This is a genomic window from Pseudomonadaceae bacterium SI-3 (assembly GCA_004010935.1).
Lineage (GTDB): Bacteria > Pseudomonadota > Gammaproteobacteria > Pseudomonadales > Pseudomonadaceae > Stutzerimonas.
The window spans coordinates 1229624-1255009 of sequence record CP026511.1 but is presented as its reverse complement, the minus strand read 5'-3'; the positions used below and the strand labels follow the sequence as shown (position 1 = coordinate 1255009).

Below are 25386 nucleotides of genomic sequence, written 5' to 3'. Positions count from 1 at the left end.
AACGGCAACTAGCGCTGGTCAATCTGCTGCTGCAAGTTGGCGATCTGTCCCTGCAGCGTGTTGATGCTGCGAGTCATCTGGGCCCGGAATGCGTCGAACTCGGACGTCACTACGCCTGGCGTAGCCGCAGGTCGGTTATCCACTTCGCTGCGCAAGATAAGTACATCCTGCTCCAAGCGACTGATCGCCTGGCTGGCGTCGCCCCGCTGCTTCAACGCCGCGATGTCCTTGCTCAGTCCGTCGATTCGAGCAGACATCTTGCCCAGCTCGTTCACCGTGCCCTTTAGCCCCGACATCGATGAGGTCAGCGCCGCCTGTTCACCGGCGACCTTTTTCACGGACTCGGCAAGCGCGGCCGTAGCAGACTGATGGCCACGTACGTCAGTAGCGATTCGCTCGATCTGGCTGCCCTGCTCGTCCAGGCGCTTGTCCTGATTGCCCTGTTTACCGGTCAGGCTTTGCTGCTGGGTGGTGATGGCGCGCTGTTGTTCGGCCAGATCCAATGCCTGCTTTTCCAGCTGTTTGATGCGCAGTTTAAGCGCCTCGCCTTCGGTGGTAACGCTGGATTCCGTTGCCACGATCTTGCCGGAAATATCCTGCAGCCGGCCGCTCGCGTCTTCGCTGATGCGCGCGAAACTTTCCTGAGTTGCAACCAGCTGAGCCTCGAGCCTCGATACCTGCTGCATACCCCACCAACCCAGTGCTATCAGCAAGCCGAACAACACCAGGACCAGGAACCACAACGGTGCGGTGCTGACGGTACGGCGCTTCTGGCGCGGGCGCGCATCGTCGGGCGTGCTGCTCGCAGACTGGCCGATCGGCTCGAGCTCAGGCGCAGGATACGGATCTCGATCGCGACCTGCGGTCAGGCTGGGTATGTTGTCCAGTTCGTCGTGAGCATCGTTGCGCATGGGATACCTTTAATGGCGCGAAGCGAAAGACAGCGCGCAGTATAACGATTCAGCAGAGCCACTTCAGCGCGAACACCACCCATAAACTGCACCCGGAACAGGCGCCCCGCACCGCGGTGTATCAAGACCGTGCAAACCGACATAACGGGCAAGCGATCAGCTCGTCACTGCGCCATGTTGAGAAGACTGCATCCAAGCGGCAAGGTTAACGGCGGTGGGCTTTATCCAGCATTGCACATCGAAAGCAGTCAGCCCGAACAGGAACTGGTACGCCTGTTGCTTTAGCCTTGATGCCAGCGGATAGCGCTTTCCGACACGGATGTCGGGCCAAGAACGTCGAGCGATCGCTAGATTGGAGGATGTTTCATTATGGAGTTCAACAAGGCCGTACTGGATTGCATGCAGCACCTACGCCGCCGGCTGCGCGATGAGCAACAGCTGGATATTCGCCTTAGCCAACCGGACGCGATCCAAGCCATGCTGACCGCCTGCCTCTGCTCTGGCGACGAGATGACACGGGACCTTGGCAAACAGCTGGCCACGTATAGCGACATGCCAGCTCCCGACCGAACGCCATCACCAACAGCGGGCCGCAGCGGGCCCTCGGTGCGCATCTACCGCGGCCAGCGAGTCCTGAACTGACCCAGCTCAATAGATCAACCACTGCCTGACCGAGCGCGACAGCTGCCGCGTAAGCTCGGCAAGCAACTCACCGCCGTTGCGCCAATGATGCCAGTACAACGGTACATCGATCGGATCGCCCGGATACACATCCACCAGCGCTCCGCTGGCCAGCTCCGCGCCTACCTGCAGTTCAGGTACTAACCCCCAACCCAGATCGCTCTGCAGCAGGCGAACAAACCCTTCTGACGAGGGGCACAAGTGATGGCTGAAAGCCCCCTTCAGGCCCAACGCAGCGAGATAGCGATGCTGAAGCTGGTCGTCAGGACCGAAGACGATTGCCGGTGCCTTCAGCAAAGCCTCGGCTGGCGCGCCCGGCTTAAGATGGCGGGCGACATAGGCGGGGCTGGCAAGAGCGCGGTAGCGCATGGCCCCGAGAAATTCGCTTCGCGCACCGGCCAAGGGCCGTTCAACCGCACACACGCACGCCGCCACCTCCCCGGCGCGCATGCGCTTGAGCCCAACATCCTGATCCTCCAACACATGATCGAGCACCACGCCATGTCGTGTGCAGAACGGTGCAATCGCACCTGGCCACCAGGTAGCCAGGCTGTCGGAGTTCAGCGCAATACGCAGCCGCTCCGGTAGCCGACTCTCGTCCAGCTCCGGCACTTGCCCTTGAAGATCCCGCTCAAGCAGGCGCACCTGTTGCACGTGGTTGAGCAAACGCCGGCCAACCTCGGTGGGCTGCGGTGGCGAGGCGCGCAACAATACCGGCTGTCCCAATCGCGCTTCGAGCAACTTGATGCGCTGCGACACGGCCGATTGCGACAGCCCCAACGACTGCGCAGCGCGATCGAAGCCGGCTTGCTCAACCACAGCCGCCAAAGCGACCAGCAGCTTGTAATCGAACATTTTATTTCCTTATGGGGCATTACCGAATTTCGTTTTTCTTATAACGCAACAGACCTGACACTGCGAGCACCTCTCAACAAACACAGGCAGCGCATCATGTGGCAGAGCTACTTCAACGGACTATTGGTCACCGCCGGCCTGATCGTTGCTATCGGCGCGCAAAACGCGTTCGTTCTGGCGCAGAGCTTGCGCCGCGAGCACCATCTTCCCGTAGCCGCACTCTGCATTCTCTGCGACGTTCTGCTGGTCAGTGTCGGCGTCTTTGGCCTCGCCGCCGTGCTGGCGGAAAACCCGTTGCTGCTGAAAATCACCCGATGGGGTGGCGTGCTGTTCTTGCTGTTCTATGGCGTCATCGCGTTGCGCCGCGCAGCGCGCCCGAAAGCCCTGCTGGAAGACACCCAACGCGGTCCGCGCTCGCTGCGGAGCGTATTGCTCGCCGCGCTGGCCGTCACCTTGCTGAACCCGCACGTTTATCTCGATACGGTACTACTGATTGGCTCACTCGGGGCTCAGCAACCCGAGCCAGGGGCCTATACGCTAGGCGCCGCAAGCGCGTCGACGCTATGGTTCCTGATCCTTGCCCTGGGCGGAGCCTGGCTTGCACCGTGGCTAGCACGGCCGCTGACCTGGCGACTGATTGACCTGGGTGTCGCGACCATGATGTTCGCGGTTGCCGCGCAGCTTGTTGTCCTCGCCTAAGGAACGCCCCCGCCAATCGGAGGTCCACGCAGAGGGCCTCGGCATCCTCGCACCTTTCGCCAGATCTCGATTAAGAGGCTCTGGCACCGGCTTCTCCACACAGTTGATGCGTGGTTTTGCCACAGGCTGAGTGCTATGATCCTTGGTCCGCGGGCATGGAGTGGAACGCTTCAGCCCGCCATTACGGCCGCCCGTGATCGGCCGAAGAATGCGCACGTATGTAGCGAGCGAAGGGAAAGACAGGCGTAAACGGACGAACATCAGTGCAGTAGTTTTCTCCGTTCCGCGAGGCGTTGGTCACAGCGCAGACTGCCTCCTTCCGAGCCGCATCTATTCTCGACACCTGAGCAGGAGATACACCATGGCTTTCGAATTGCCGCCGCTTCCGTTTGAAAAGAACGCCCTCGAGCCGCACATTTCCGCCGAAACTTTCGAGTATCACCACGGCAAGCATCACCAGGCCTACGTGACCAACCTGAACAACCTGGTTCCAGGCACCGAATTCGAAGGCAAGGACCTGGAAACCATCATCAAGACCTCTTCCGGTGGCATCTTCAACAATGCCGCGCAGGTCTGGAACCACACCTTCTTCTGGAACTGCATGGCCCCGAACGCCGGTGGCGAGCCGACTGGCGCGCTGGCTGACGCTATCAACGCCTCGTTCGGTTCCTTTGACAAGTTCAAGGAAGAGTTCACCAAGACCGCCATCGGCACCTTCGGCTCCGGCTGGGCCTGGCTGGTGAAGAAGTCTGACGGCAGCGTCGGCCTGGCCAGCACCATTGGTGCCGGTAACCCGATGACCGCTGGCGACAAGCCGTTGCTGACCTGCGACGTCTGGGAACATGCCTACTACATCGACTACCGCAACGCCCGCCCGAAATTCGTCGAAGCGTTCTGGAACGTCGTAAACTGGGACTTCGTCGCGAAGAACTTCGCCTGAGTCCAGCCTGTGTGATGGGGCGCCTGCCGCCTCATCATCCAAGCGACACAAAAAAGCCCGCATTTATGCGGGCTTTTTGTTGCTCAAGCGAAGCAGAAGAACAGTGGCAGCCAAGCGGCTCAGGCGGTACCACCACGACAACAGACCCAGCTTCTGCCGGGGACGCAGGGCAACCTTGAGCATGAACTGAGGACGTGCAGCTGGGGCAGTCACAACTGCCGTGCCCTGCACCGGGATACTCAAGAGCTGAAACATGGCACACGCGAGAGGCGGCAGATGCCGCCCGTTCGCGAGTTGGCAGCCCAACTCGCGGAGAGCAATCAGGCCTTCGGCAAGGTCACGCCACGCTGACCCTGATACTTACCGCCGCGATCACGATAAGAGGTCTCGCACTCTTCATCCGATTCCAAGAACAGCATCTGCGCCACGCCTTCGTTGGCGTAGATCTTCGCTGGCAGGGTGGTGGTGTTGGAGAACTCCAGGGTCACGTGCCCTTCCCACTCTGGCTCCAGCGGCGTCACGTTGACGATGATGCCGCAGCGCGCATAAGTGCTCTTCCCCAGGCAGATGGTCAGCACGTTGCGCGGAATGCGGAAGTATTCGACCGTGCGCGCCAGTGCGAAAGAGTTGGGCGGGATGATGCAGACGTCGCTCTTAATGTCGACGAAGCTCTTCTCGTCGAAATTCTTCGGATCGACGATTGCCGAATTGATGTTGGTGAAAATCTTGAATTCATCGGCGCAGCGCACGTCGTAGCCATAGCTGGACACGCCGTAAGAGATCAAGCGCTCGCTGCCCTCGCCGCGCATCTGGCGTTCGACATAGGGCTCGATCATGCCGTGCTCTTGGGCCATCCGACGAATCCATTTATCCGATTTGATGCTCATGGCGGGCGTCCTGACTGGGCTGGTGGGCGTTCATATAAGGGTGTGCATCTTACCGACCCCACGGAGCCGGTTCAAAGCCCACGAACCGGGTCCATGCGTCGCATCTCTGACGCTTTGGCCGGAAACTGAAAATAATGCTCGCATTGCGACAGAAATGGAGTATCTTTCATTGGCTGCTGCTGCATGTGTCACCGTGAATCGCTACATGTTTAGATTTCGATCCGATCATTGCTACGACTCCTAACTCCTTGCACACAGTCACCGTTCGGGGTATTTGCCCGTTCAAATCATCTCTACACCTTGTTCAAGGAGACATTTCAAATGTCCAATCGCCAAACCGGTACCGTTAAGTGGTTCAACGATGAGAAAGGCTTCGGCTTCATCACTCCGCAATCCGGTGACGACCTTTTCGTACACTTCCGCGCCATCCAAGGCGACGGTTTCAAGAGCCTGAAAGAAGGCCAGCAAGTTTCCTTCGTCGCTACTCGCGGCCAGAAGGGCATGCAAGCTGAGGAAGTTCAGGTTATCTAACCTGAAGTTTCTTTGCTGAAAGAGCCCCGCTTCGGCGGGGCTTTTTTATGCCTGCGATTTACTGGCGACCGATCAGCCACGGGCAGCGCGAAGCGCCACCCTGCTTTGAAACTAGTCGTCGGTTACAACGATGTTCGGCATAGACTGCGCAATGATCTGCCCGCTCAGTGAAATCCGTGCCCCCACACTGCGCGCCATTTGCTGATAGATCATCGCGATCTGGCTTTCAGGGTCGGCAATGGTGGTCGGCTTGCCGGCGTCGGCCTGGCTGCGAATTGCCATCGACAGCGGTAACGAGGCCAGCAGCTCTACGTTGTACTGCTCTGCCAGCTTCTCGCCACCGCCTTCGCCGAACAGATGCTCGGCATGACCGCAGTTCGAGCAGATGTGAATGGCCATGTTTTCCACGACGCCCAGTACCGGAATGTTCACCTTGCGGAACATCTCCACGCCTTTCTTGGCATCCAGCAGCGCCAGATCCTGAGGCGTGGTCACGATGACCGCCCCAACCACAGGCACCTTTTGCGCCAGGGTCAGCTGGATGTCACCGGTGCCCGGCGGCATGTCCACGATGAGATAGTCCAGATCATTCCAAGCCGTCTGGGTGATCAGCTGCAGCAGCGCGCCGGATACCATCGGGCCACGCCAGACCATCGGCGTCTTGTCGTCGGCCAGGAAAGCCATCGACATAATCTGTACGCCGTGGGCTTCCAGCGGGATAAAGGCTTTGTTGTCACGAATTTCGGGGCGGGTGCCTTCGGGAATGCCGAACATGATGCCCTGGCTCGGGCCATAGATATCCGCATCCAATACGCCAACCCGCGCGCCTTCGCGGGCCAGCGCCAGTGCCAGATTGGCGGCCGTGGTGGATTTCCCCACGCCGCCCTTGCCGGAAGCGACGGCGATGATGTTCTTCACATTGGCCATCGACTCGAGCTGGTCCTGCGCCTTGTGCGAGCGGATCACGCAGTCGACCTGCACGTCCGCCCGAGTAACGCCTTCCAACTGCTCGATGGCCATGGCCAGCATCTGCGCCCAGCCGCTGCGAAACAGCCCGGCGGCGTAGCCCAGTTCAATCTGCACGCTGACGCGATCGCCCTGAACCTCGATGGAACGCACGCAACCGGCGGTAACCGGGTCCTGGTTCAGGTTAGGGTCGGTGTACTGACGCAGTACGGCTTCCACAGCTTCGCGTGTGACGGTCATGACTACTCCCAATAAAACCTAGTAAAACAGACGGGCATCTTACCCCGTGGTGCCGTATGGGCTCATCAACCGCGTCAACATGGCGCGGCACTTGGCATCTGACCGGCATCAGCCGCGCCAGTGCGGATGAAAAAAAAACGTCGCACCTTTATAGTGACCAGCTCACTTCGCAACCCCGACTGCAGATTTCCCCCATGTCCGAAGCCCGTCAGATCCTCGTTACTAGTGCCCTGCCCTACGCCAATGGTTCGATTCACCTTGGCCATATGCTCGAGTACATCCAGACGGACATGTGGGTGCGCTTTCAGAAGCTGCGCGGCAACCAGTGCATTTATGTATGTGCCGATGACGCCCATGGCTCGGCCATCATGCTGCGTGCCGAAAAGGAAGGCATCACGCCCGAGCAACTGATCGCCAATGTGCAGGCCGAGCACAGCGCCGACTTCGCGGACTTCCTGGTCAACTTCGACAACTTCCACTCGACCCACTCGGAAGAAAACCGCGAGCTGTCGGAGATGATCTACACCCGTCTGCGCGACGCTGGGCACATCGCCACGCGCTCGGTGACCCAGTACTTCGATCCCGAGAAAGGCATGTTCCTCGCCGACCGCTTCATCAAGGGCACCTGCCCGAAGTGCGCGGCAGAAGATCAGTACGGCGACAACTGCGAAAAGTGCGGCGCCACCTACGAGCCCACCGAACTCAAGAACCCACGCTCGGCCATCTCCGGCGCCACGCCAGTGCTGCGCGACTCCAAGCACTTCTTCTTCAAGCTGCCCGACTTCGAGGCGATGCTGAAGGAATGGACCCGCAGCGGCAGCCTGCAGGACTCAGTCGCCAACAAGATCGCCGAATGGCTCGATGGCGGGCTGCACGAGTGGGACATCTCCCGCGATGCGCCCTACTTCGGCTTCGAGATCCCCGATGAGCCCAGCAAGTACTTCTACGTCTGGCTGGACGCGCCGATCGGCTACATGGCGAGCTTCAAGAACCTCTGCGCACGCCGCCCGGAACTGGACTTCGATGCGTTCTGGAAGAAGGACTCCAGCACCGAGCTCTATCACTTCATCGGCAAGGACATCATCAACTTCCACACCCTGTTCTGGCCGGCCATGCTCGAAGGTGCCGGCCTGCGCAAGCCCACCGCCGTTGCCGTGCACGGCTACCTGACGGTCAATGGGCAGAAGATGTCCAAGTCGCGCGGCACCTTTATCAAGGCGCGCACTTACCTTGAACACCTGAACCCCGAATACCTGCGCTACTACTACGCCGCCAAGCTCGGCCGCGGCGTGGACGACCTGGACCTGAACCTCGAAGACTTCGTGCAGAAGGTCAATTCCGACCTCGTCGGCAAGGTCGTCAACATCGCCAGCCGTTGCGCCGGGTTCATCCACAAAGGCAACGGCGGCATGATGGTCGACCGCAACGCCGCGCCGGAACTGACCGACGCCTTCCAGACCGCCGCACCGTCCATTGCCGAAGCCTACGAAAACCGCGATTTCGCCCGCGCCATGCGCGAGATCATGGCGCTCGCCGACCGCGCCAATGCCTGGATCGCCGACAAGGCGCCCTGGGCACTGAACAAGCAGGACGGCATGCAGGATGAAGTCCAGGCGATCTGCGCTACCGGCATCAATCTGTTCCGCCAACTGGTGATCTTCCTCAAGCCGGTACTGCCGAACCTGGCCGCCGACGCCGAGCGCTTCCTGAACGTCGAGCCACTAGGCTGGACTGACCTGCAAACGCTGCTGACCAACCATCAGCTGAACACTTTCACCCCGCTATTGACCCGTATCGAGCCTGCCAAAATCGAAGCCATGATCGAATCATCCAAGGAAGACCTCGCCTCCACCGAAACCGCCGCCCAGCCGACCGGCAATGGAGAGCTGACCAAAGAGCCTATCGCTGCTGAAATCGCTTTCGACGCCTTCGCTGCCGTGGACCTGCGCATCGCGCTGATCGAAAAGTGCGAGTTCGTGGAAGGCGCCGACAAGCTGCTGCGCCTGACCCTCGACATCGGCGATGCCAAGCGCAACGTGTTCTCCGGCATCAAGAGCGCCTACCCGGACCCAAGCAAACTGGAAGGTCGCCTGACGCTTTATGTCGCCAACCTTGCCGCGCGCAAGATGAAGTTCGGCGTCTCCGAAGGTATGGTGCTGGCCGCCGGCCCTGGCGGTGAAGAGATCTACCTGCTCAGCCCGGACAGCGGCGCCAAGCCCGGTCAACGCGTCAAGTAACGAAGCCGTAGCACAGGCGCTCGGTGCAATGCCGAGTGCCTGATTTTGATACGAACTAACCGCTCCACTGCATCACGCGCTGCCACTGCCCGGAGGCGGTTATGACCGATACACCCGAACCTAATAGTTGCCCGATTTGTGGCGAGCCCAACAGCTGTGGCCTGGCTAATCCAGCCACTGCGACACGGCCCTGCTGGTGCTTCAGCGTTGAGATAGCGCCCGAAGCCCGCGAACAGATTCCTGATGACGCGCTCAATAAAGCCTGCATCTGCCCACGCTGCGCACGCGGCGAGTTGCCTGCCAAGCCCTGATGCGCCTCGACCGCTTTTTCGCCAACCTGCCCCACTGCAGCCATCGCCAAGCGCGCCTGCTACTGGCCTCGGGCCGTGTATCGGTGAATGGTGAGACCGTCTGCGATGGCACCCATGACGTTCGCGTCTTCGACCGTATCGAGCTGGACGGCGAGGTACTGCAAGCAGGCAAACCCGCACGCTTCTTTATGCTGAACAAACCGGTCGGCTGCGTCAGCGCCACCGCCGATCCGCAACACCCCACGGTGCTGGATCTGCTGAACGAGCCGGACAAGGACGAACTGCACATCGCCGGGCGGTTGGACTTCAACACCACCGGCCTGATGATCATCACCAACGACGGCCTCTGGTCCCGCCGCCTCACCCAACCGGCAAGCCTGCTGGGCAAAACCTATCTCGTAGACACCGAAGACCCCATCGACCCGGTTTGTGTCGACCGCTTCGCCCAAGGCCTCTACTTTCGCTTCGAGAACCTCACCACGCTGCCCGCCGAACTCGAACTGCTGGGCTCACACCAGGCCCGCCTGACACTGCATGAAGGCCGCTACCACCAGGTCAAACGCATGTTCGGCCACTTCAACAACAAGGTCACCGCCTTGCATCGCGAACGCATGGGTCCGCTGCTTCTCGACCCCACCCTCGCCCCAGGCCAATACCGCAGCCTGACGCCCGGAGAAATTGCGCAGGTCTGAACACATTCATCGACCCAAATGCCGCACCCGCTTCTCCTTACGCCGCCCTTCTGGTACAAAGGCTGCCTACGCGGGCGTCGTATAATGGCATTACCTGAGCTTCCCAAGCTCATGACGAGGGTTCGATTCCCTTCGCCCGCTCCAGATTAAAAAAGCCCTGCAATCGCAGGGCTTTTTCGTTTAGGGTTTGGCTTGTTTCGGCAAGGTCCAGGCAGCTTTGGCGGAAAAATTAATATGTCCCCTTTTTCGCATTCAAACTTGCCCAATCAAAACGCGGGATAGCGATTACTAAAGCAGTAGCTAGGCGCTGGTTCTCCCAACGGGCGGGGCAGTGAGGGGCTTATCCTGAGAGCGGACAGCGAGATATTCCGTAGACTCTACGGAACGATGCAACTCCTAGAGCTAAGAATTCAGAGCAGCGGCGGTTTGGCCGCGCTCTCTAGAAAACTGAGGCTTAAACGAGAGCGTCACACCTTATACTTTTCATACTCATCTAAGTATAGGCGCTCAGACTCATCACGAAACTGATTCCGTTTCAGATGCAAGTCGGCCAGCTTTCCACTGATACTTTTATATATTATTTGATGGGCTTGATTTTTAAGTTTTTCGTCATCGTACTCGTCGATTTCAAAATCATCTTCCAAAGCTAAAGTAACCAACCTCGACAAAACGTTCTTATCTATCTTGTCTACAGGTTCGTATCCGCCTTCGTCGGTTAAGAAATAGCCTTGATGATTTTCAATTTTTAAGATTTTCATATCCAGCCTTTCGCTCCACATAAGCAGTTTCGCCTGCTTCCAACGAGTCCATAGTTACTTGAAAATTACCTATTTTCTTTCCATCAGTTGAGATCAGCTCCTTATCTGACGGATGCCCCGAATATCTTCTATATATGATACGCCCTCCTTCGACCTCCTTGGCAGTGTAAACTATATAATCAGCCTTAATTGAAGCCCCAACCACGCTATTATGCGTAACAATGACAACCGGCATACTTCTGGATATTTGCTTTAGCATTTGATTAACCTCGCCTTTTAGAAAGACGTTATCAAATGACGACTCCGGCTCATCTATCAATAGATAATCAAAGTTCTGAGCATCTTTGATTTCTTGCAACAATCTAAACTCAGATCTTTCACCACCAGAAACCTTAAAACCATCCTTATTCAATATCTCATAATCGATACAAGCAAAATACCTATAAAACTCCGACGGAGTCAGACTGTCGTTTGCCTTCAGAGCAGCAAGATACTTATATGGGTTAGAGTAATCTCTGAACGCATCACTAAAAGCAACTTTCTGGCCGCTAACTTGCTTGATTTCGCCAGCACCTGAAAAAGCACGCTGCTTACAGACAACCTTAAACCCTTGAAAACTTTCCTGGAAAATTAACTTCTCCTCTTGGAGCAGCTTGGTAATTTGAATAAATCTAGAGATCTTCCTGCGCTCAAGCATAATATTATAAAGATCGACATCCTTAACTTGAGTAGCTGACGTCCTTAGCTGAAGTTTGTTTTTAACATCTCGCACAATGTCATTAACCAAACACTTCTTCTTTCTTTCATATGCCTTGGACCATAGAAGCAATATCAATTCGCAAGCCAAGGCCTTCAGCCCGGACATATCAACATACTTATCGATAACCGCCCTATACTCAATATTTTCTATTAATTGGCGAACAGAGCCGATTAGATTATTAAGCGTGTGATCTTCGCCAACCTCAAATAGGGCCTCGTTAAACAAGACGACCCGGGAGAATGAGTCTAGCTTTTCGGTTTCCTCAGCCGATTTCAAAAGACTTTCGAGATAATCTGTGACCTTGCGTTGATTTATCTCAAGGTCAATATTCAGAACATCGCCTAAAACAGCTTTGAATGGGGCTAAATGTTTATCCGCAAAAGTACTTTTTTGGCGAGCCACATCCGCGTTGAATTCCTTCTCATAGCTCGCATCATCCCTTTGAACAAGAGAGAATTGCTGGATATATTTTACGTTTTCGAAGTCACTATTTATCTGGGCTAAGGTTACAGTTTTCCCTGAAGACCTAGCCCCAAGAACAATATTTAACCCCGTAGACAGCTTCTGCCCATCGTCAAAAACCTCGAACAGTGAATTCCCATCTGATTTAGATAGTGCCACTTTGGATCTATCCAGAAGACTGTATTTCAATGATTTTATGGACAACTCTCCACAATCTATATACGTCTGCCTAATTGGAAACTTGCTCATCCCCTCAGAAATTCGAACATCACTAAAGATTACCGGCGTTAATTCGGCCTCATCTTTGGTCATTCGAACGAATTTTTTAGGACTATCAACCTCACCAGAGGAGATATACCCCCGTATTTTCTTTATTGTTTCTGCGTGGAGGCTGGGTCTTTTCTCATAGTGAGGGATTACTAAATAATTATTCAGATCACCAAAAATCCGAATTAACTCATCGACGCTTATTGAATCTCCTACAGCTACAATTTTCTGCGTCACAGCATTCGCTTTTAATTGGAAATCATCTAAATTTTCCCTTTCAGATATTATAAGAACATGACCGCTTTCTAAATTTATTTCAATTCCCGGAAACACCACGCAACTTACCGCTTCAACGATTTCGTTGTATTGGGCAAGATCAAACATATCATGATTCGTTATGGCAACAGCATCTAAGCTTGCGGAGCACACATACTGCTTTAGTTTTTCCGATGAAAACTGAAAGTGTGACTCACTAACCGTTGGAATCGTATGCATGTGGAGATCAATTTTCTTCAATTTTCGCTCCATAAATAATCAGAAGAAAAAGAGCAGCTAGAACCCTTAGTATGCCGCAATATCATGAGGATCAATCACAGCGCAAAACTTGACCAATTGCCGAGGGGGTTTTACTGTGCAGCGTTCAGCGAAATCTTATAGTTCTTTCTAAGTCCGACCGTGCTGGCCAGAACCCTACGAGGGTAATACGCTGGATGTCCAGCAGAACTATCAAGGAAGTGGTGAAAATCGCTGTGACAAACTGCCTCGCGACGGCCAAGCGAACCAACCGACGAGAGAAAACGGGCCATTTACATGGCACCGATCACGAAGCAAGGAGGCGACATGAAATCGGACTGGGACGATGCGCCCGAGTATCTACGCAGCAGGAAGAAGCAAGGGCCATGGCGATTCCTAGCGATACTGGGGGTCGGTTCGGCGGTCATCGCGGCACTGGCATTGACGTTCGGAAAGCCGATCGTTCTGGACATGAACCAGATCAAGCAAGGCATTCGTATCGGCGGCAAGCCTTTGTTTAACCCAGAGCCAGCACAACCCATTCAGCCGATTAGCCAGCCATCCGTTGCAAGCTACGAAGCCCCAGCAGTAGAACCGACACCAGCGCCCCAGCAGCGTCAGCTGAGCCAAGAAGAAATCGAGTGGTTCGCAGAGCGTTCGGCGGAGGCCGCGCAGTCTCGCCAAACATCATTCAACGATGACAACTACACGCCCAAGCAGCCGGCCAGCACCTACACTCCGCCGGTAGTCCGTGAAGTTGCAGCAAAGCCCGCTAGTAGCGAGCGACGTCCGCGCACGGTAAGCCGGGAGCGCACATCCACATGGATAAAGAGCTGGAATGGCGGTACTAACTATCTGGCGGAGTGGGTGGCAGTAAACAACTACATCGACGGAACGAGCGTGTGCGGCAATCATCGCCGAGGCTCAATCGACTATAGAGAATGCCGCAAGGCTGCCAAACAGCACTTCCATGAACAATGTCAGACATGGCGTGCCCGCTTTGACGGTGATCGCAAAGATCTAAGCGATCGGATGAAAACCCGTTATTGCGGAGCAGCAAGCAGCTTTAACCCAATGGGCTGAGGTAGCGGAAGCTTCAGAATTATCAACATTGAGGAGCGTTTAGCATACGCTTGTTGTAGATGGCCTTGTACAGCAGAATTTACCGCAGCTTCGACCAGTACTCATCACTGAGTAGTAATCGGGGCATTGCAGACTCGTATTGGTGTTGTGTGTGAGCTACAACGATACGAGCTTGTTCCTATACATAAATGATTTAGATCGAAGCTGGACCACCCCCTACACATTGACCACAGGTCATCCTAAACAGGGGTTTCTGGTCACACCCTACTTCGCGTCTCCCAGCATCTGTGCAAACTCGCGCATCGTCTCCGTGAACGTACTTGCATCGATGACCTCTAGACGGCGGGCGCGCAATTTGGAGATATATTGAAATTGCAAGGGATCGCTCTTGATGCCCCCCATCGACCACTTCCCAAAGATCCGATTGTTCGCCGGCGAAATATAAAGAATCTCTGCACCACTGTGTCTGGGATCATCTAGAATCTTCACATATTTCCGGAGAACATCCTGTTCCTGCCCTTCTAAAACTTGCATGAACAGTCCACCACCGTGGACCAGGATGCCAGTAATACTGCTGGCCGGATTATTTTTGCGCGAGGACAGTAGTATGTCCTGCACTTGTTCATTCGATATTGTGGGGGCGGCACGGCTGATATAGAGAAGTCGAATCATTGAGTTACCTCTGTCGGTGGGCAAAGTGTTTGGCTGGACGGAGGGCCTTCAAGGGGGCGATAAAGAAAACGGATAAATCGTACGCTAAGCATGCGACCTGTCAGGTTGAAGCCATAGAGGTTGGCTGCGAGCTAACCTGACGCGGACCAGGCATTGAAACGCTTGTAGCCTTTGCTCAAGCTTACGAATGCCTCGGGAAAATCTCGCCAGGGGCATCCTCCGCGCATGCGATACAGCATGCCTTCGACGGTCATCCGTAGATTACGCTTGTTGTAGATGGCCTTGTGCAGCTGAATTTCCCTCAGCTTCGACCAGTGCTCATCACTGGGCAGCAATCGGGGCATTGCAAGCTCGTACTGGTGTTGTGTAAGAACTACAACGATACGAGCTTGTTCCTCTACATCGATGATTTAGATCGAAACGGGAACACCCTTAGCAGACATGTCGAAAAGGTGCCGAAATCACTGTGACGCATTGCGACGAAACGAGCAGGCGAGGTAGCTGGAAACCCCGTAACGACACGCTTTGAGACGGAACGACACACCAAGCATAAGGGTTCGATCCCTTAGCCCGCTCCAATTAAAAAACCCTGCCGGAGCAGGGCTTTTTCGTTTTCCGCCGCTAGCGCATCAACTCTCAGGGCAAGCCGGCAACGACGTCCGATTCTGCGTGCCGTCATTACGCGTAAATTGGCAGCCGTAGGAAGGGTTTGCGACTACGCGCGGATTGACGACCTCGTCACCCGCTGGCTTGATGCCCTGCTGATCCCACTGGAGCATTGCCGCCATCGCTTCAACCTGTTCCTGATAGGTGAAATCACAGTGACTGGGTGCGCGAATGGCACGCTGCACCAGCAAGTCCCCGTTGCCGTTGGCTTCGGCGTTGCGGCGATAGATCTGCTGGTGCTTGAACGGCACGTAGAGGTCGCCGAGTGTGTGGATGCTGACCACCGGGACGTTGAACTGCCCGTTCACGACCGGAATCCAGCGCAGCCCGTCCGGGCGGATGCTGTTGGCCGGCGGATGGCCGACCACGCGGATGATCGAGTCGTTGAACTCGCGCTCTTCGCGGGACATCGCTTTGTTCGTGTCGAACTGATAGCGGGTGGCGAGGTTGCCACTGAGCGAGTCAGCAAGAATGCCGTTTACCGAACCGTCTTGGCCTCCGGTGCCCAGTACGACACTTTGCAGGCTGGTGCGGAAGCCTTCAGCAAAGATGGGGCGTTCACCACCGCTGAGGTCACGAACGATGCCTTCCAGCTTCTCACCCTGCGGCGACGGGTCGGTCGGGTAGCTGTCCCACAGCGTTCCGATAATCTGCGGCAATTTGGCCTGGAAATCCGTCGCCGGGAAGGTGGTCTGGCCCTGCCCGGCCAGGTGCTGTGCGGCCAGGGTGAAGTTCATCAGGTATTCGAATTCATAGACGTCACCCGTGACGCCGCACATCGGCACCGAGCCGCTGTAGCGCACCGGATTGTTAGCGGTGGCGTAGGTCTCGGCTTCTACGGCCGCAGCGGCTACGTGGCCACCCATGGAGTGGCCGGTGATGTAGGTCTTGCTCGGCTGGGCTTTGCCGGTCAGCTCGCTGAAGGCCAGCGCCAGCGCGTTGGTGTCCTCGATGCCGGCGCGCACATCGTAGTAATTCTTGCTGTAGCTGGAGGCCGCCCAGGCGTATCCCTGTTGCAGCAGCCATGGACGGATCGGCGGCGGTCCAACGGTCAGTTCGGGTCCGGTACCGCGATAGCCGTGCGCATACATGACGAGCATGCCGTTCCAATTAGGTGGCACTTCGATCTGGTAGGACGCGCCCTCGTAAATGCCAGTCCAGCGCTCGCTGGGCAGACCGGGAAATGCTGCCAACGGCGAGACAATGGGGGCGAAGGCGCGCGAATCCTGTTCACGTGATTCGCTGTGGGAGACCGGGGGCTTGATCGGCTTGGACCGTGCCTGAACATCGGCAGCTATTCCGATAGTACCGACCAGCACCACGCCAGCGATGGCACGCGTGCAGGCTAAAGCCAACTTGCTTGGAAGCATGAGAGGTTCCTCAGATGTTTATTGTTTTTGTTTTAGCGATGCGAGCTTTGCCGGGCTTGCCAAGCGCAAGCGGTACGCGCACTCCAGACTAACCGTGGCAGAAAGCTTAGACCTGTCAAACCATTCGGCGGCTCAGGGGATGAGCGGCTATGTCGTCTCGTAAATATCAGGACTGTCGTCGTGGTTATGATGGGTTAGCACGGCGGATAAGCGAGGCGAACAAGAAGATTTCTGGCGTCACTTGGAGGGGTACTGAATGGCAGTCGCCATTCAGTTGGAGGGAGGGGTTGCGCCTGAGTCAGCAGTTACCCTTCTTCGCCTGGCCCGGCGGGCAGTGATTGCCGCCTTGGCCACCGCCGCCGCCATCACCGATGTCGATACCGACGCCTGGCAAGCGCAGGCTGCAGCCAGTCATCAACAGAGCCGCCAGCACGACGGCTGCGGCGCGAGTCATCACGGATTGCGCTTTCATTGGAATACTCCTGAATTTCCTCTGGACGCCAAGGGCTGGCGCCTGAGGAACAGTATCCGCCGCTGCGCGCCTCGAAGACAGAGGCATCTTCTTCCGATTGAGCCGAAGTTACACGGCAACTGTGACTCGACAGGATCATCACCAGCGAAGGACGATCCTGTCGAGGCCTCGCTTAGCCCGCGTGGTACTCCGCGTCAGCCACTTCGAAGCGCTGCTGAATGGAAGCCGCCGGCTCCTTGCCCATGATGCTCACCACATAGATGGTGATGCTGGCGAGGATGAAGCCTGGGATGATTTCGTACAGTCCGAGGCCGATGAACTCCTTCCACACCACCACGGTGATAGCGCCGACCAACATGCCCGCCAGCGCACCGTTGCGCGTCATGCGCTTCCACACCAGCGAGATCAACACCACAGGCCCGAATGCAGCGCCGAAGCCGGCCCAGGCGTAGGAAACCAATCCCAGCACCTTGCTGTCCGGGTTTGACGCAATGCCGATGGCGATCAAGGCAATCAGCAGCACCATGCCGCGACCGACCCAGACCAGTTCGGTCTGCGACGCGCCCTTACGCAGGAAGGCTTTGTAGAAGTCCTGGGTCAGTGCGCTGGAGCTCACCAGCAGCTGCGCACTGAGGGTACTCATGACGGCAGCCAGTACGCCGGAGAGGATGATGCCGGCCACCCAGGGGTTGAACATCAGCTTGACCAGTTCCATGAACACACGTTCGCCGTTCTCAGTAACCGGACCGGCCAGCGCGGGGTTGTCGGCGAAGTAAGCGATGCCGAGGAAGCCCACGGTTACAGCGCCTGCGAGCGTCAGGATCATCCAAGCCATACCGATGCGGCGAGCGTTGGGAATGGTCTTCACCGAGTCGGCTGCCATGAAGCGCACCAGGATGTGAGGCTGACCGAAGTAGCCAAGGCCCCAGCCGAGCAGCGAGATGATGGCGATGAAGGACAGTCCCTTGAACATGTCGAAATTCGACGGATCCTGCGCCGCGATCGTGTCCATGGCGGTGCCCATGTCGCCCAGCGCGAGGATGACGAATACCGGAGTGATCAACAGCGCGAAGATCATCAGCGTCGCCTGCACGGTATCGGTCCAGCTCACCGCGAGGAAGCCGCCGATGAACACGTAAAGAATGGTTGCCGCTGCACCTACCCACAGTGCCGTACCGTATTCCATCCCAAAGGTCGACTCGAAAAGGCGCGCTCCAGCCACCACGCCGGAGGCGCAGTAAATGGTGAAGAACACCAGAATCACCAGCGCCGAAAAGATGCGCAGCAGGCGACTGGTGTCCTCGAAGCGATGAGAGAAATAGTCCGGCAGGGTCAGGGCGTTGTGATTGTGCTCGGTGTGCACGCGCAGACGGCCAGCGACGAAGATCCAATTGAGCCAGGCGCCAGCAATCAAGCCGATGGCGATCCAGCTTTCGGACAGACCCGCAACGAAGATCGCGCCCGGCAGACCCATCAGCAACCAGCCGCTCATGTCGGACGCGCCCGCCGACAATGCGGTGACGAAACTGCCGAGGCTGCGGCCGCCGAGGATGTAGTCGTCGAAGTTCTTGGTGGCGCGGTAGGCGGTGAAACCGATAAGAATCATCGCCGCGATGTAGATCACGAAGGTGATCAGAGTGGGGGTACTCACATTCATTGGTTTTGTTTTCCTTGTGCTGCGGGGACCAGGCCCCGCCTTCACTGACGAAACGCGAACGCTTGTGGCGCAGCGTTGGCAACGGATGGGTCGGGTTAGAACCAAAGCATAGCGTCTCGATGCACTCTGCGCTCGTGACCGGGCAGTTTTGACTGGGAAACGTGCGAACGGAACGACCTATGGCCGTCCTTGGACGACCAGGCTGGCGAACCGGTCATGCAGCGGTTTGTTTGATCGTCACCGCTAGCGCTTTCAGCGGTCGATGACTTGCCCGCGCATGGGCGCCAGGCGCGCCAACAAACGGTTCTGCGCCGGCATCGAGACACCCTCATCAGTCATCGCCGCCTGCAGATCTTCGACCAACGCATTGAAGTCGCTGGGTGTCAGCGCCAGGCCCTTGTGGCTTTCCTCCATGCTGTCGCCGGTGTAAGTGCACGGGCCGCCCGCCTCGACGCAGAACCGCTCGATCAGCTTGTCGCGCACACGCTGGATGTCGACCGTTTGAAAGTGTTCGACGATGCGCGGGTCCCGGGCAATGCGCAGCAGCATTCCTTCCACGACGCGGGTAATACCGGGCTCGCCACCTAACTGCTGGTACAGGCTGTCATCCTTGACCGCTTGCTGGCTGCAGGCAGCAAGCCACAAACAGAACAGCAGGACGAGCCGATGCATCAAAAGCTCCCTTGTACGGACAGGTAAGCACCATCCTGATTGTCCAGCGTGGCAATTTCACCGAGCCGCGCATAAGCCAGCACTACGGCAAAGCGCTTGTTGGGGAAATAGCCGAGAAACAAATCCGCCCAATCGCTTTCGCCGGCGAACGACAGGTTGTCGGGCTTCTCCCGGTACTCCACGCCGAGCACCCAGTTCGGATTGAACAACACAGCGGCTGAGCCTTCCTTGAGCAGGCTGCGGCTGTTTCGACGGTCACCGCCGAAGCCGAGCAGGCCGAGTTCGTTGGCGCGGCTGTAGCGGACGCCGCCGTTGAGCAGCAGGTTGTAACCAAAGGCACCGCCGAGGATAAGCCGACTCGCGGTGAGGTAGGCCTCGGTGTCTTCGTCGCGCTGAGCACCGATCAACGACGGGATCAGGAAGTCCTTCTGGCGTTTATGCTGTGCGCCTAGCGAAACCTGCGGCAACCGGTCATAGAGAAGATCGCCGAATAACCGCAGTTTGATGCCGAAGATGTCCTGGCTGAGGCTGTTTTCCGGAAGCGACAGGTCCCGCGCCAGATTGCCGAGATCGAAACGCTGCCGCGCAAAAGACAGCTCAAGGCGATTATCGAAGGCAAACGCCACACCGGCGACGTCTAGTCGGTAGTCGCCCGTTTCGACGCGAGTCGCGAAGACATCGCCGCCCCACTCGCCTCGCTCGCCGTACCCCGCAAGCACAGCCCACGGCGTGATCCCGCCGCCCGCAGCACCTTCGATACCCGTCGCGCCACCGGTAGCCAATAAACGCCCCGCATCGGCACTGGCGATCATCGGCACGCAGCACGCGGCCAGCAGCAGTGTTCGCAGGGCTGTCATGAAGGCTCCTTGAGCGGTCGCGCAGCCAGGTGGGGTTGCTGTTTCAACCAGGCCTCGAAGGCATCAGCAGGCAGCGGTCGGCTGAAAAAATACCCCTGCAGGGTGTCGCACCCCCAAGCGCGCAAAAGGTCACGCGTTTCGCCATGTTCGACGCCTTCGGCGACGACCTTGAGGCCCAGCGCATGGCTCATGTCGATGGTCGAACGGACAATCACCGCATCGCCACAGGTGTCGTCCAGCTCGCGAATGAACGACTGATCGATCTTCAATTCCTGTACCGGCATACGCCGCAGTTGAGCGAGCGAGGAGAAGCCAGTACCGAAGTCGTCCACTGACAACCGAATACCCAACGCCCGTAACCGATGAAGCATCGTCAGCGCGCGCTCCGGGTCGCGCATCATGGCGCTTTCGGTAATCTCGAATACCAGCTGGTCCCCCGGAATCACGTAGCGCTGCAGCAACTCGGTCACCCGTTGCTCCAGAGTCAGGCTGCTGAGGTCCTCAGCGGAAATGTTCAACGACACTTCCATGTACAGGCCGCGACCGTTCCAGATATGTAGCTGCCGCAGCACCGCCTCGATCACCCAGGCGGTAAGCAGCTGGATGCTGCCCGTGCGTTCAGCCAACGGAATGAATTCGCCGGGCGACACCAGGCCATAGATCGGGTGATTCCAGCGCAGCAGCGCCTCGGCTTGGTAGACCCGACCGTGTTCGAGATCAACCTTGGGCTGAAAATGCAGATGTAGACCACCCCCGTTTGCGGCATGCCGTAGGTCGCGAATCAGGCTGATCTGCCGCTGATGGGCATCGTCACGCCCATGCTGGTAGAGCTGCAGTCCGTCCGGCATCTGCGCCGCGTCCTGCATGGCGATTCTGGCGCGGCGCAGCAACTCGTCGACGCTGCCGGCATCGTCCGGATAACCGGCCACGCCGATGTGCGCTTCGATGCGCATTTCAAGCTCGGCGACGCGCACTGGCAGGGCCAGAGCCTGCTGCACCGCCACCGCTGCGCTGAAGGCGTTGTCAGCGGAGGTATCGCTGACGATCAGCAGGAATTCATCGGAGAGCATCCTCGCCAGGTGATCACCAGGCTGCAAGCCTGCCTGCAGGCGCTGGGTCAGCTCGCGCAGCGCCTGGTCTACGCCTTCGGAGCCACCGCTGTCCTGCACGGCGTCGAGGTTACCGATACCAATGTGCAACACCGCCGTGATCCGGCCGGCCTCGACGGCGCGGGAAAGCAATTCGGCGGCCAGGGATCGATTGGGCAGGCCCGTCACATCGTCGTGCAGCATGTTGTGCGCAATCAGTTGCTCACGTTCGGCGATGCCGCGCTGCATCTGGTTCAGTGCTTTGGCCAGGCTGCCAAGTTCATCATCGCGGTCCAGTTCGATGGGCGTGTGGTAGTCACCGCGACCGACCCGCTGGGCGGCTTGAGCCAGCGCGTTCACCGGTCCTGAAAGGCTACGCGCCAACATCAGCGCCCCCAACAAGGAGGCAATCAGGCCAACGAGCGTAATCAGCAGGATCCGCATATCTAACTGGTGAAAGCCCGCCAGCGCGTCGTCCAGCGAGCTGTGGGCCAGGGCAATCACGCTATAGCCGTCACCCTGCGACAGCACCACGTCCTCGTTGAGATAGCGCTCACCATCGAGTGTCAGCTCTTCGATGCCATTGGCATGTTCATGACGACTCCAACCATCGATCAGTTCGGCATGGGCCTCGGACTTGAGTGTGGTCGCCAGCTGTTCGCTGTTGCCCTCCGCCTTGGCCAGAAAGGACACGTCCAGGCCCGTTAGTTCCTTGAGCTCGTGCGCAAGCGCTTCGTCCATGGCGAATCCCATCACCACTCGCGCAATGGGCAAAGGCGCGCGGACTTCGGCCTCGACCAACAGGTGCGCCTGTTGGTCGAGCACTACGATGAGCAGGGTCGGCCCCTGCCCTCGCGCGTCTCGCAGTTCGGCGGCGTAGCGGAAGGTATCGCCGGGTACGGCATTGGACAGGCTCGAGGCCAGCACCCGACCGTCTAGGCCGATCAGCATGGCTTCGCTGGCATTGATCCGGGCCGCCTGATTGGCCATCGCCGATTGCAAGGTCAGGGTATCGCCAGTGGCCACCGCCTCCTTGAAGCCGAAATCCGCGACCAGCACCTGTACGCCGTCACGCAGTTGACGACTGCGAATGTCGATCAAACGCTCGAATACTCGTAACCCGGAATCGAGCCGCTCGGCGGCCTGCCGGCTCACGGCCGCTTCGGTCACCAGACGCACAGAGAAATACAGGGCGCCGATCACCACCAGCAGAAAGGCGGCGAGGATCCACGAAAGACGTGCGTGAAAACTAAGGGCGCGCGTCATGGGCGGCTTTTCTGAACGCGTCGGCAAAGGGTGTGGCTCGCGGCGCTGAGGGTTGCAGCGCAGCGGCAATAGCAATCGGCAGCTTCAACTCGATCGGCGCTGCCCCCACTTCCAGCCGCCCCGCCTCGATAGGCGGCATATCAACCAGCGCCGGGTGCCAGAGCGTAGAGGCGTACTGGCCAGCCGGCACGTCCAACTGGATGCGACCCTGCTCGTCGCTGACAGCGAACCATGGGTCATCGGTGATATAGACGTAGCCGAGCATCCAGTCATGGATGTTGCAGCCCAGCACCACTAGCCCCGGTTGATCGAAAATGACAGGCTCGCTCGGCGTGCCTTCGTAGAGGCGCAGCTCGAACCGCTTTGCCGGTGAAAACGAGTAGACCTGATGGCGAATGTCATCGCCGTTGGGAAAGCTCACCGCGGTGCCGGTCGCAACGGCCAGCACGGCCGGTGAGAACTGTTTGTCGATCTGATCCATGACCGCCACGGCGACGGGTTTGCCCTGCGCCTGCCCCGCCAGGCTGAGCACGGCGCCCTTCACCGGACGCCCCTGCGCGTCGAACACAAACGCGCTGAACGGCTGGGCCTGCGCTGATTTGGTGAGCGCGCAAAGCAGCAGAAAACAACTGGACCACACAACACGATTGAACATCTGGCTGACTCCGCCACCTTGACGATTACCGTGGGACTACCGCCTTCCTTGGCAACCTGCTGGCCTGATCAGGCTAGCCTATTGCCATCAGTTGATCAGCATAATTTTCACTTCCGCCGACGCCGTTGTCGGATTCAATTACCGCTACGCACAAACAGATCGTCCTGGCTACGGTCTCACTTTGAGTAGCTGCACCTTTCAGTGCGGCTCCATCGCACACCCGAGGAGACCCGCCATGACAGTCAACATCGATACTGCAAACGGCACCTGTTCAACCACACTCGAAAACGCCACCCAGACCTGCGCCATCAAGGACGTCCGAGTCTCGACAGATCCAGCAGCTCGGATGTCCATGGCTCATATCAGCGGCCATAGCGTTCACGTGACCGAAGACATGGCTGAGCATCTGATCGCAGCAGGCGCGAAGGACGATCGCAAGAACCTTGTTGTCGACGACTAACCACGCCACATGAGTCATCGCCGACCAGCGGTTAATGGTTGGTCGCGGATACAAAAGAAAACCCCGCTGCCGGAATGCCGGCAGCGGGGTTTTTGGTTACGTCAGCTACTCAATCAGCGGCCTTGATATTCGCTCTCGGCGTCCTCGAAGCGCTTGATCATGCTCGGTGAGGCACCGGCTCCGACCTTGCTGAAGATCACGATGGCAAGGCTGGCGAGGATGAAGCCCGGAATGATCTCGTACAGACCCATGCCGATGAATTCCTTCCACACCACCACGGTCACCGCACCGACGACCATGCCAGCCAGCGCGCCGTTGCGGGTCATGTTCTTCCACAGCAGCGAAATCAGCACCACTGGACCAAAGGCAGCACCAAAGCCCGCCCAGGCGTAGGACACCAGGCCCAGCACCTTGCTGTCCGGGTTGGAAGCGATGCCCAAGGCGATGAAGGCTATCAGCAGAACCATCGCACGACCCACCCAGACCAGTTCGGTCTGCGAGGCGTTCTTGCGCAGCATGGCTTTGTAGAAGTCCTGCGTCAGAGCACTGGAGCTGACCAGCAACTGGGCGCTGAGGGTACTCATCACGGCAGCCAGAACACCGGACAGGATGATGCCCGCCACCCAGGGGTTGAACAGGATTTTCACCAGTTCCATGAACACACGCTCGCCGTTCTCGGTGACCGGGCCGGCCAGTTCCGGATGGCCTGCAAAATAGGCGATACCGAAGAAGCCCACCGCGACGGCGCCGGCCAGCGTCAGAATCATCCAGGCCATACCGATGCGGCGGGCGTTGGGGATGGTCTTCACCGAATCGGCGGCCATGAAGCGCACCAGAATATGCGGCTGACCGAAGTAGCCCAAGCCCCAGGCCAGCAAGGAGACGATGGCGACGAAGGACAAGCCGTTGAACATGTCGAACGCGGCCGGGTTCTGCGTAGCAATGGTGTCCATCGCAGCGCCCATGTCGCCCAGCGCCAGAATTACGAACACCGGCGTGATCAGCAGCGCGAAGATCATCAGTGTGGCTTGCACGGTGTCCGTCCAGCTGACCGCGAGGAAGCCGCCGATGAATACGTAGAGGATGGTTGCAGCAGCACCGATCCACAGCGCCAGATCGTAGGGAATGCCGAAGCTGCTCTCGAACAGACGCGCACCAGCGACCACACCGGAGGCGCAGTAGATGGTGAAGAACACCAATACGACCAAGGCCGAGAAGATCCGCAACGTGCGGCTTTCGTCTTCGAAGCGGTGGGAGAAGTAGTCAGGCAGGGTCAGCGCGTTCTTGTTGCGCTCGGTGTGCACACGCAGGCGCCCGGCGACGAACAACCAGTTCAGCCAGGCACCGGCGATGAGGCCGATGGCGATCCAGCTTTCAGACAGGCCCGCGACGAATATCGCCCCTGGCAGGCCCATCAGCAGCCAGCCGCTCATGTCCGAAGCGCCTGCTGACAGAGCCGTGACGAAACTTCCCAGGCTACGTCCCCCCAGGATGTAGTCATCGAAGTTCTTGGTGGCACGGTAGGCGACGAAGCCGATCAACAGCATGGCGCCGATGTAGATCACGAACGTGATCAAAGTGGGAGTACTGATGCTCATTTTGTTCCCTCGTTAGTTGTTGTTGATGGGCGCGAGGGTATTCCCGATCCCACCTGGCAGAGGGCGATGGCGGTTCGCGCCATCACCGGGACGGGCTCACCTGAGCCCATCAGAGGCGGAAGAGCGATCCGCCAACTGTTCTGGTTGTTCTATTGAACCG

Annotated in this window: 24 protein-coding genes, 1 tRNA gene and 1 pseudogene; 10 read left to right on the top strand and 16 right to left on the bottom strand. The window is 57.9% G+C overall.

Going from position 1 to position 25386, the window contains the following annotated elements:
• Window positions 1-8: 8 nt before the first annotated feature.
• On the bottom strand, window positions 9-911 hold the full coding sequence (locus C1896_06055) for an ATPase (protein ID AZZ44516.1): 903 nt from the start codon (window positions 909-911) through the stop codon (window positions 9-11).
• Between the two features lie 369 nt (window positions 912-1280).
• Here C1896_06055 and C1896_06050 point away from each other — a divergent pair, with 369 nt between their 5' ends.
• Window positions 1281-1553 carry a hypothetical protein gene (locus C1896_06050; GenBank protein ID AZZ44515.1) on the top strand — a complete coding sequence of 91 codons (273 nt, stop codon included), beginning with the start codon at window positions 1281-1283 and terminating at the stop codon, window positions 1551-1553.
• 6 nt (window positions 1554-1559) lie between these two features.
• On the opposite strand, the gene C1896_06045 is transcribed toward C1896_06050, so the two are convergent.
• The gene (locus C1896_06045) at window positions 1560-2447 is read right to left on the bottom strand and encodes a transcriptional regulator ArgP (protein ID AZZ44514.1); all 888 of its coding nucleotides are present in this window, start codon (window positions 2445-2447) and stop codon (window positions 1560-1562) included.
• Window positions 2448-2543: 96 nt separating this feature from the next.
• Here C1896_06045 and C1896_06040 point away from each other — a divergent pair, with 96 nt between their 5' ends.
• Complete coding sequence (locus tag C1896_06040) at window positions 2544-3146, top strand: lysine transporter LysE (GenBank protein ID AZZ44513.1); 603 nt, start codon at window positions 2544-2546, stop codon at window positions 3144-3146.
• A 361-nt stretch (window positions 3147-3507) separates the two neighbouring features.
• Complete coding sequence (locus tag C1896_06035) at window positions 3508-4086, top strand: superoxide dismutase [Fe] (GenBank protein ID AZZ44512.1); 579 nt, start codon at window positions 3508-3510, stop codon at window positions 4084-4086.
• Window positions 4087-4149: 63 nt separating this feature from the next.
• Here C1896_06035 and C1896_06030 read toward each other — a convergent pair whose 3' ends face one another.
• Window positions 4150-4341 (bottom strand): hypothetical protein, encoded by a 192-nt coding sequence (locus C1896_06030; GenBank protein ID AZZ44511.1) that lies wholly within the window; start codon window positions 4339-4341, stop codon window positions 4150-4152.
• 65 nt (window positions 4342-4406) lie between these two features.
• Entirely contained in the window at window positions 4407-4973 is a 567-nt protein-coding gene (locus C1896_06025; GenBank protein AZZ44510.1) for a dCTP deaminase, read from the bottom strand.
• 321 nt (window positions 4974-5294) lie between these two features.
• Here C1896_06025 and C1896_06020 point away from each other — a divergent pair, with 321 nt between their 5' ends.
• A complete protein-coding gene (locus C1896_06020) occupies window positions 5295-5504 on the top strand; it encodes a cold-shock protein (protein AZZ44509.1) in 210 nt (69 codons plus the stop codon).
• Window positions 5505-5615: 111 nt separating this feature from the next.
• Here C1896_06020 and C1896_06015 read toward each other — a convergent pair whose 3' ends face one another.
• A complete protein-coding gene (locus C1896_06015) occupies window positions 5616-6710 on the bottom strand; it encodes an iron-sulfur cluster carrier protein ApbC (GenBank protein AZZ44508.1) in 1095 nt (364 codons plus the stop codon).
• A gap of 194 nt (window positions 6711-6904) precedes the next feature.
• Here C1896_06015 and metG point away from each other — a divergent pair, with 194 nt between their 5' ends.
• The 4 genes from metG (at window position 6905) to C1896_05995 (ending at window position 10094) form a co-directional block, all read left to right on the top strand.
• The gene (metG, locus tag C1896_06010) at window positions 6905-8947 is read left to right on the top strand and encodes a methionine--tRNA ligase (protein ID AZZ44507.1); all 2043 of its coding nucleotides are present in this window, start codon (window positions 6905-6907) and stop codon (window positions 8945-8947) included.
• 101 nt (window positions 8948-9048) lie between these two features.
• Window positions 9049-9258 (top strand): DNA or RNA helicase of superfamily II, encoded by a 210-nt coding sequence (locus C1896_06005; protein ID AZZ44506.1) that lies wholly within the window; start codon window positions 9049-9051, stop codon window positions 9256-9258.
• Window positions 9258-9950: a 16S rRNA pseudouridine(516) synthase gene (locus tag C1896_06000; GenBank protein AZZ44505.1), complete on the top strand. Its 693-nt coding sequence runs from the start codon at window positions 9258-9260 to the stop codon at window positions 9948-9950. Before C1896_06005 ends, C1896_06000 begins: the two co-directional genes overlap by 1 nt.
• A gap of 70 nt (window positions 9951-10020) precedes the next feature.
• Window positions 10021-10094 (top strand) — tRNA-Gly (locus C1896_05995).
• A gap of 323 nt (window positions 10095-10417) precedes the next feature.
• On the opposite strand, the gene C1896_05990 is transcribed toward C1896_05995, so the two are convergent.
• Both C1896_05990 and C1896_05985 read right to left on the bottom strand, forming a co-directional pair.
• Window positions 10418-10708 carry a hypothetical protein gene (locus tag C1896_05990; protein AZZ44504.1) on the bottom strand — a complete coding sequence of 97 codons (291 nt, stop codon included), beginning with the start codon at window positions 10706-10708 and terminating at the stop codon, window positions 10418-10420.
• Entirely contained in the window at window positions 10689-12713 is a 2025-nt protein-coding gene (locus C1896_05985; GenBank protein AZZ44503.1) for a phosphotransferase, read from the bottom strand. Before C1896_05985 ends, C1896_05990 begins: the two co-directional genes overlap by 20 nt.
• A gap of 324 nt (window positions 12714-13037) precedes the next feature.
• Here C1896_05985 and C1896_05980 point away from each other — a divergent pair, with 324 nt between their 5' ends.
• Entirely contained in the window at window positions 13038-13793 is a 756-nt protein-coding gene (locus C1896_05980) for a hypothetical protein (protein ID AZZ44502.1), read from the top strand.
• A 264-nt stretch (window positions 13794-14057) separates the two neighbouring features.
• Here the strand turns inward: C1896_05980 and C1896_05975 are convergent, their stop codons facing one another.
• From C1896_05975 to C1896_05940, 8 genes and pseudogenes are all read right to left on the bottom strand, one after another.
• Entirely contained in the window at window positions 14058-14465 is a 408-nt protein-coding gene (locus C1896_05975) for a blue light sensor protein (GenBank protein ID AZZ44501.1), read from the bottom strand.
• A gap of 137 nt (window positions 14466-14602) precedes the next feature.
• Window positions 14603-14809: pseudogene (locus C1896_05970) on the bottom strand (IS5/IS1182 family transposase).
• Between the two features lie 285 nt (window positions 14810-15094).
• Window positions 15095-16501 carry an alpha/beta hydrolase gene (locus tag C1896_05965; GenBank protein AZZ44500.1) on the bottom strand — a complete coding sequence of 469 codons (1407 nt, stop codon included), beginning with the start codon at window positions 16499-16501 and terminating at the stop codon, window positions 15095-15097.
• A gap of 644 nt (window positions 16502-17145) precedes the next feature.
• The gene (gene putP, locus C1896_05960) at window positions 17146-18630 is read right to left on the bottom strand and encodes a sodium/proline symporter PutP (protein ID AZZ44499.1); all 1485 of its coding nucleotides are present in this window, start codon (window positions 18628-18630) and stop codon (window positions 17146-17148) included.
• 252 nt (window positions 18631-18882) lie between these two features.
• Entirely contained in the window at window positions 18883-19302 is a 420-nt protein-coding gene (locus C1896_05955) for a group 1 truncated hemoglobin (protein ID AZZ44498.1), read from the bottom strand.
• Window positions 19302-20159 (bottom strand): DUF3034 domain-containing protein, encoded by an 858-nt coding sequence (locus tag C1896_05950; GenBank protein AZZ44497.1) that lies wholly within the window; start codon window positions 20157-20159, stop codon window positions 19302-19304. Before C1896_05950 ends, C1896_05955 begins: the two co-directional genes overlap by 1 nt.
• Complete coding sequence (locus C1896_05945; GenBank protein AZZ44496.1) at window positions 20156-22513, bottom strand: hypothetical protein; 2358 nt, start codon at window positions 22511-22513, stop codon at window positions 20156-20158. The genes C1896_05950 and C1896_05945 overlap by 4 nt, the downstream gene beginning before the upstream one ends.
• Window positions 22497-23081: a methylamine utilization protein gene (locus tag C1896_05940; protein AZZ47545.1), complete on the bottom strand. Its 585-nt coding sequence runs from the start codon at window positions 23079-23081 to the stop codon at window positions 22497-22499. The genes C1896_05945 and C1896_05940 overlap by 17 nt, the downstream gene beginning before the upstream one ends.
• Before the next feature lie 322 nt (window positions 23082-23403).
• Here C1896_05940 and C1896_05935 point away from each other — a divergent pair, with 322 nt between their 5' ends.
• On the top strand, window positions 23404-23628 hold the full coding sequence (locus C1896_05935; GenBank protein AZZ44495.1) for a DUF3203 domain-containing protein: 225 nt from the start codon (window positions 23404-23406) through the stop codon (window positions 23626-23628).
• A gap of 113 nt (window positions 23629-23741) precedes the next feature.
• Here the strand turns inward: C1896_05935 and putP (C1896_05930) are convergent, their stop codons facing one another.
• On the bottom strand, window positions 23742-25226 hold the full coding sequence (gene putP / locus C1896_05930) for a sodium/proline symporter PutP (GenBank protein ID AZZ44494.1): 1485 nt from the start codon (window positions 25224-25226) through the stop codon (window positions 23742-23744).
• Between the last annotated feature and the right edge of the window lie 160 nt (window positions 25227-25386).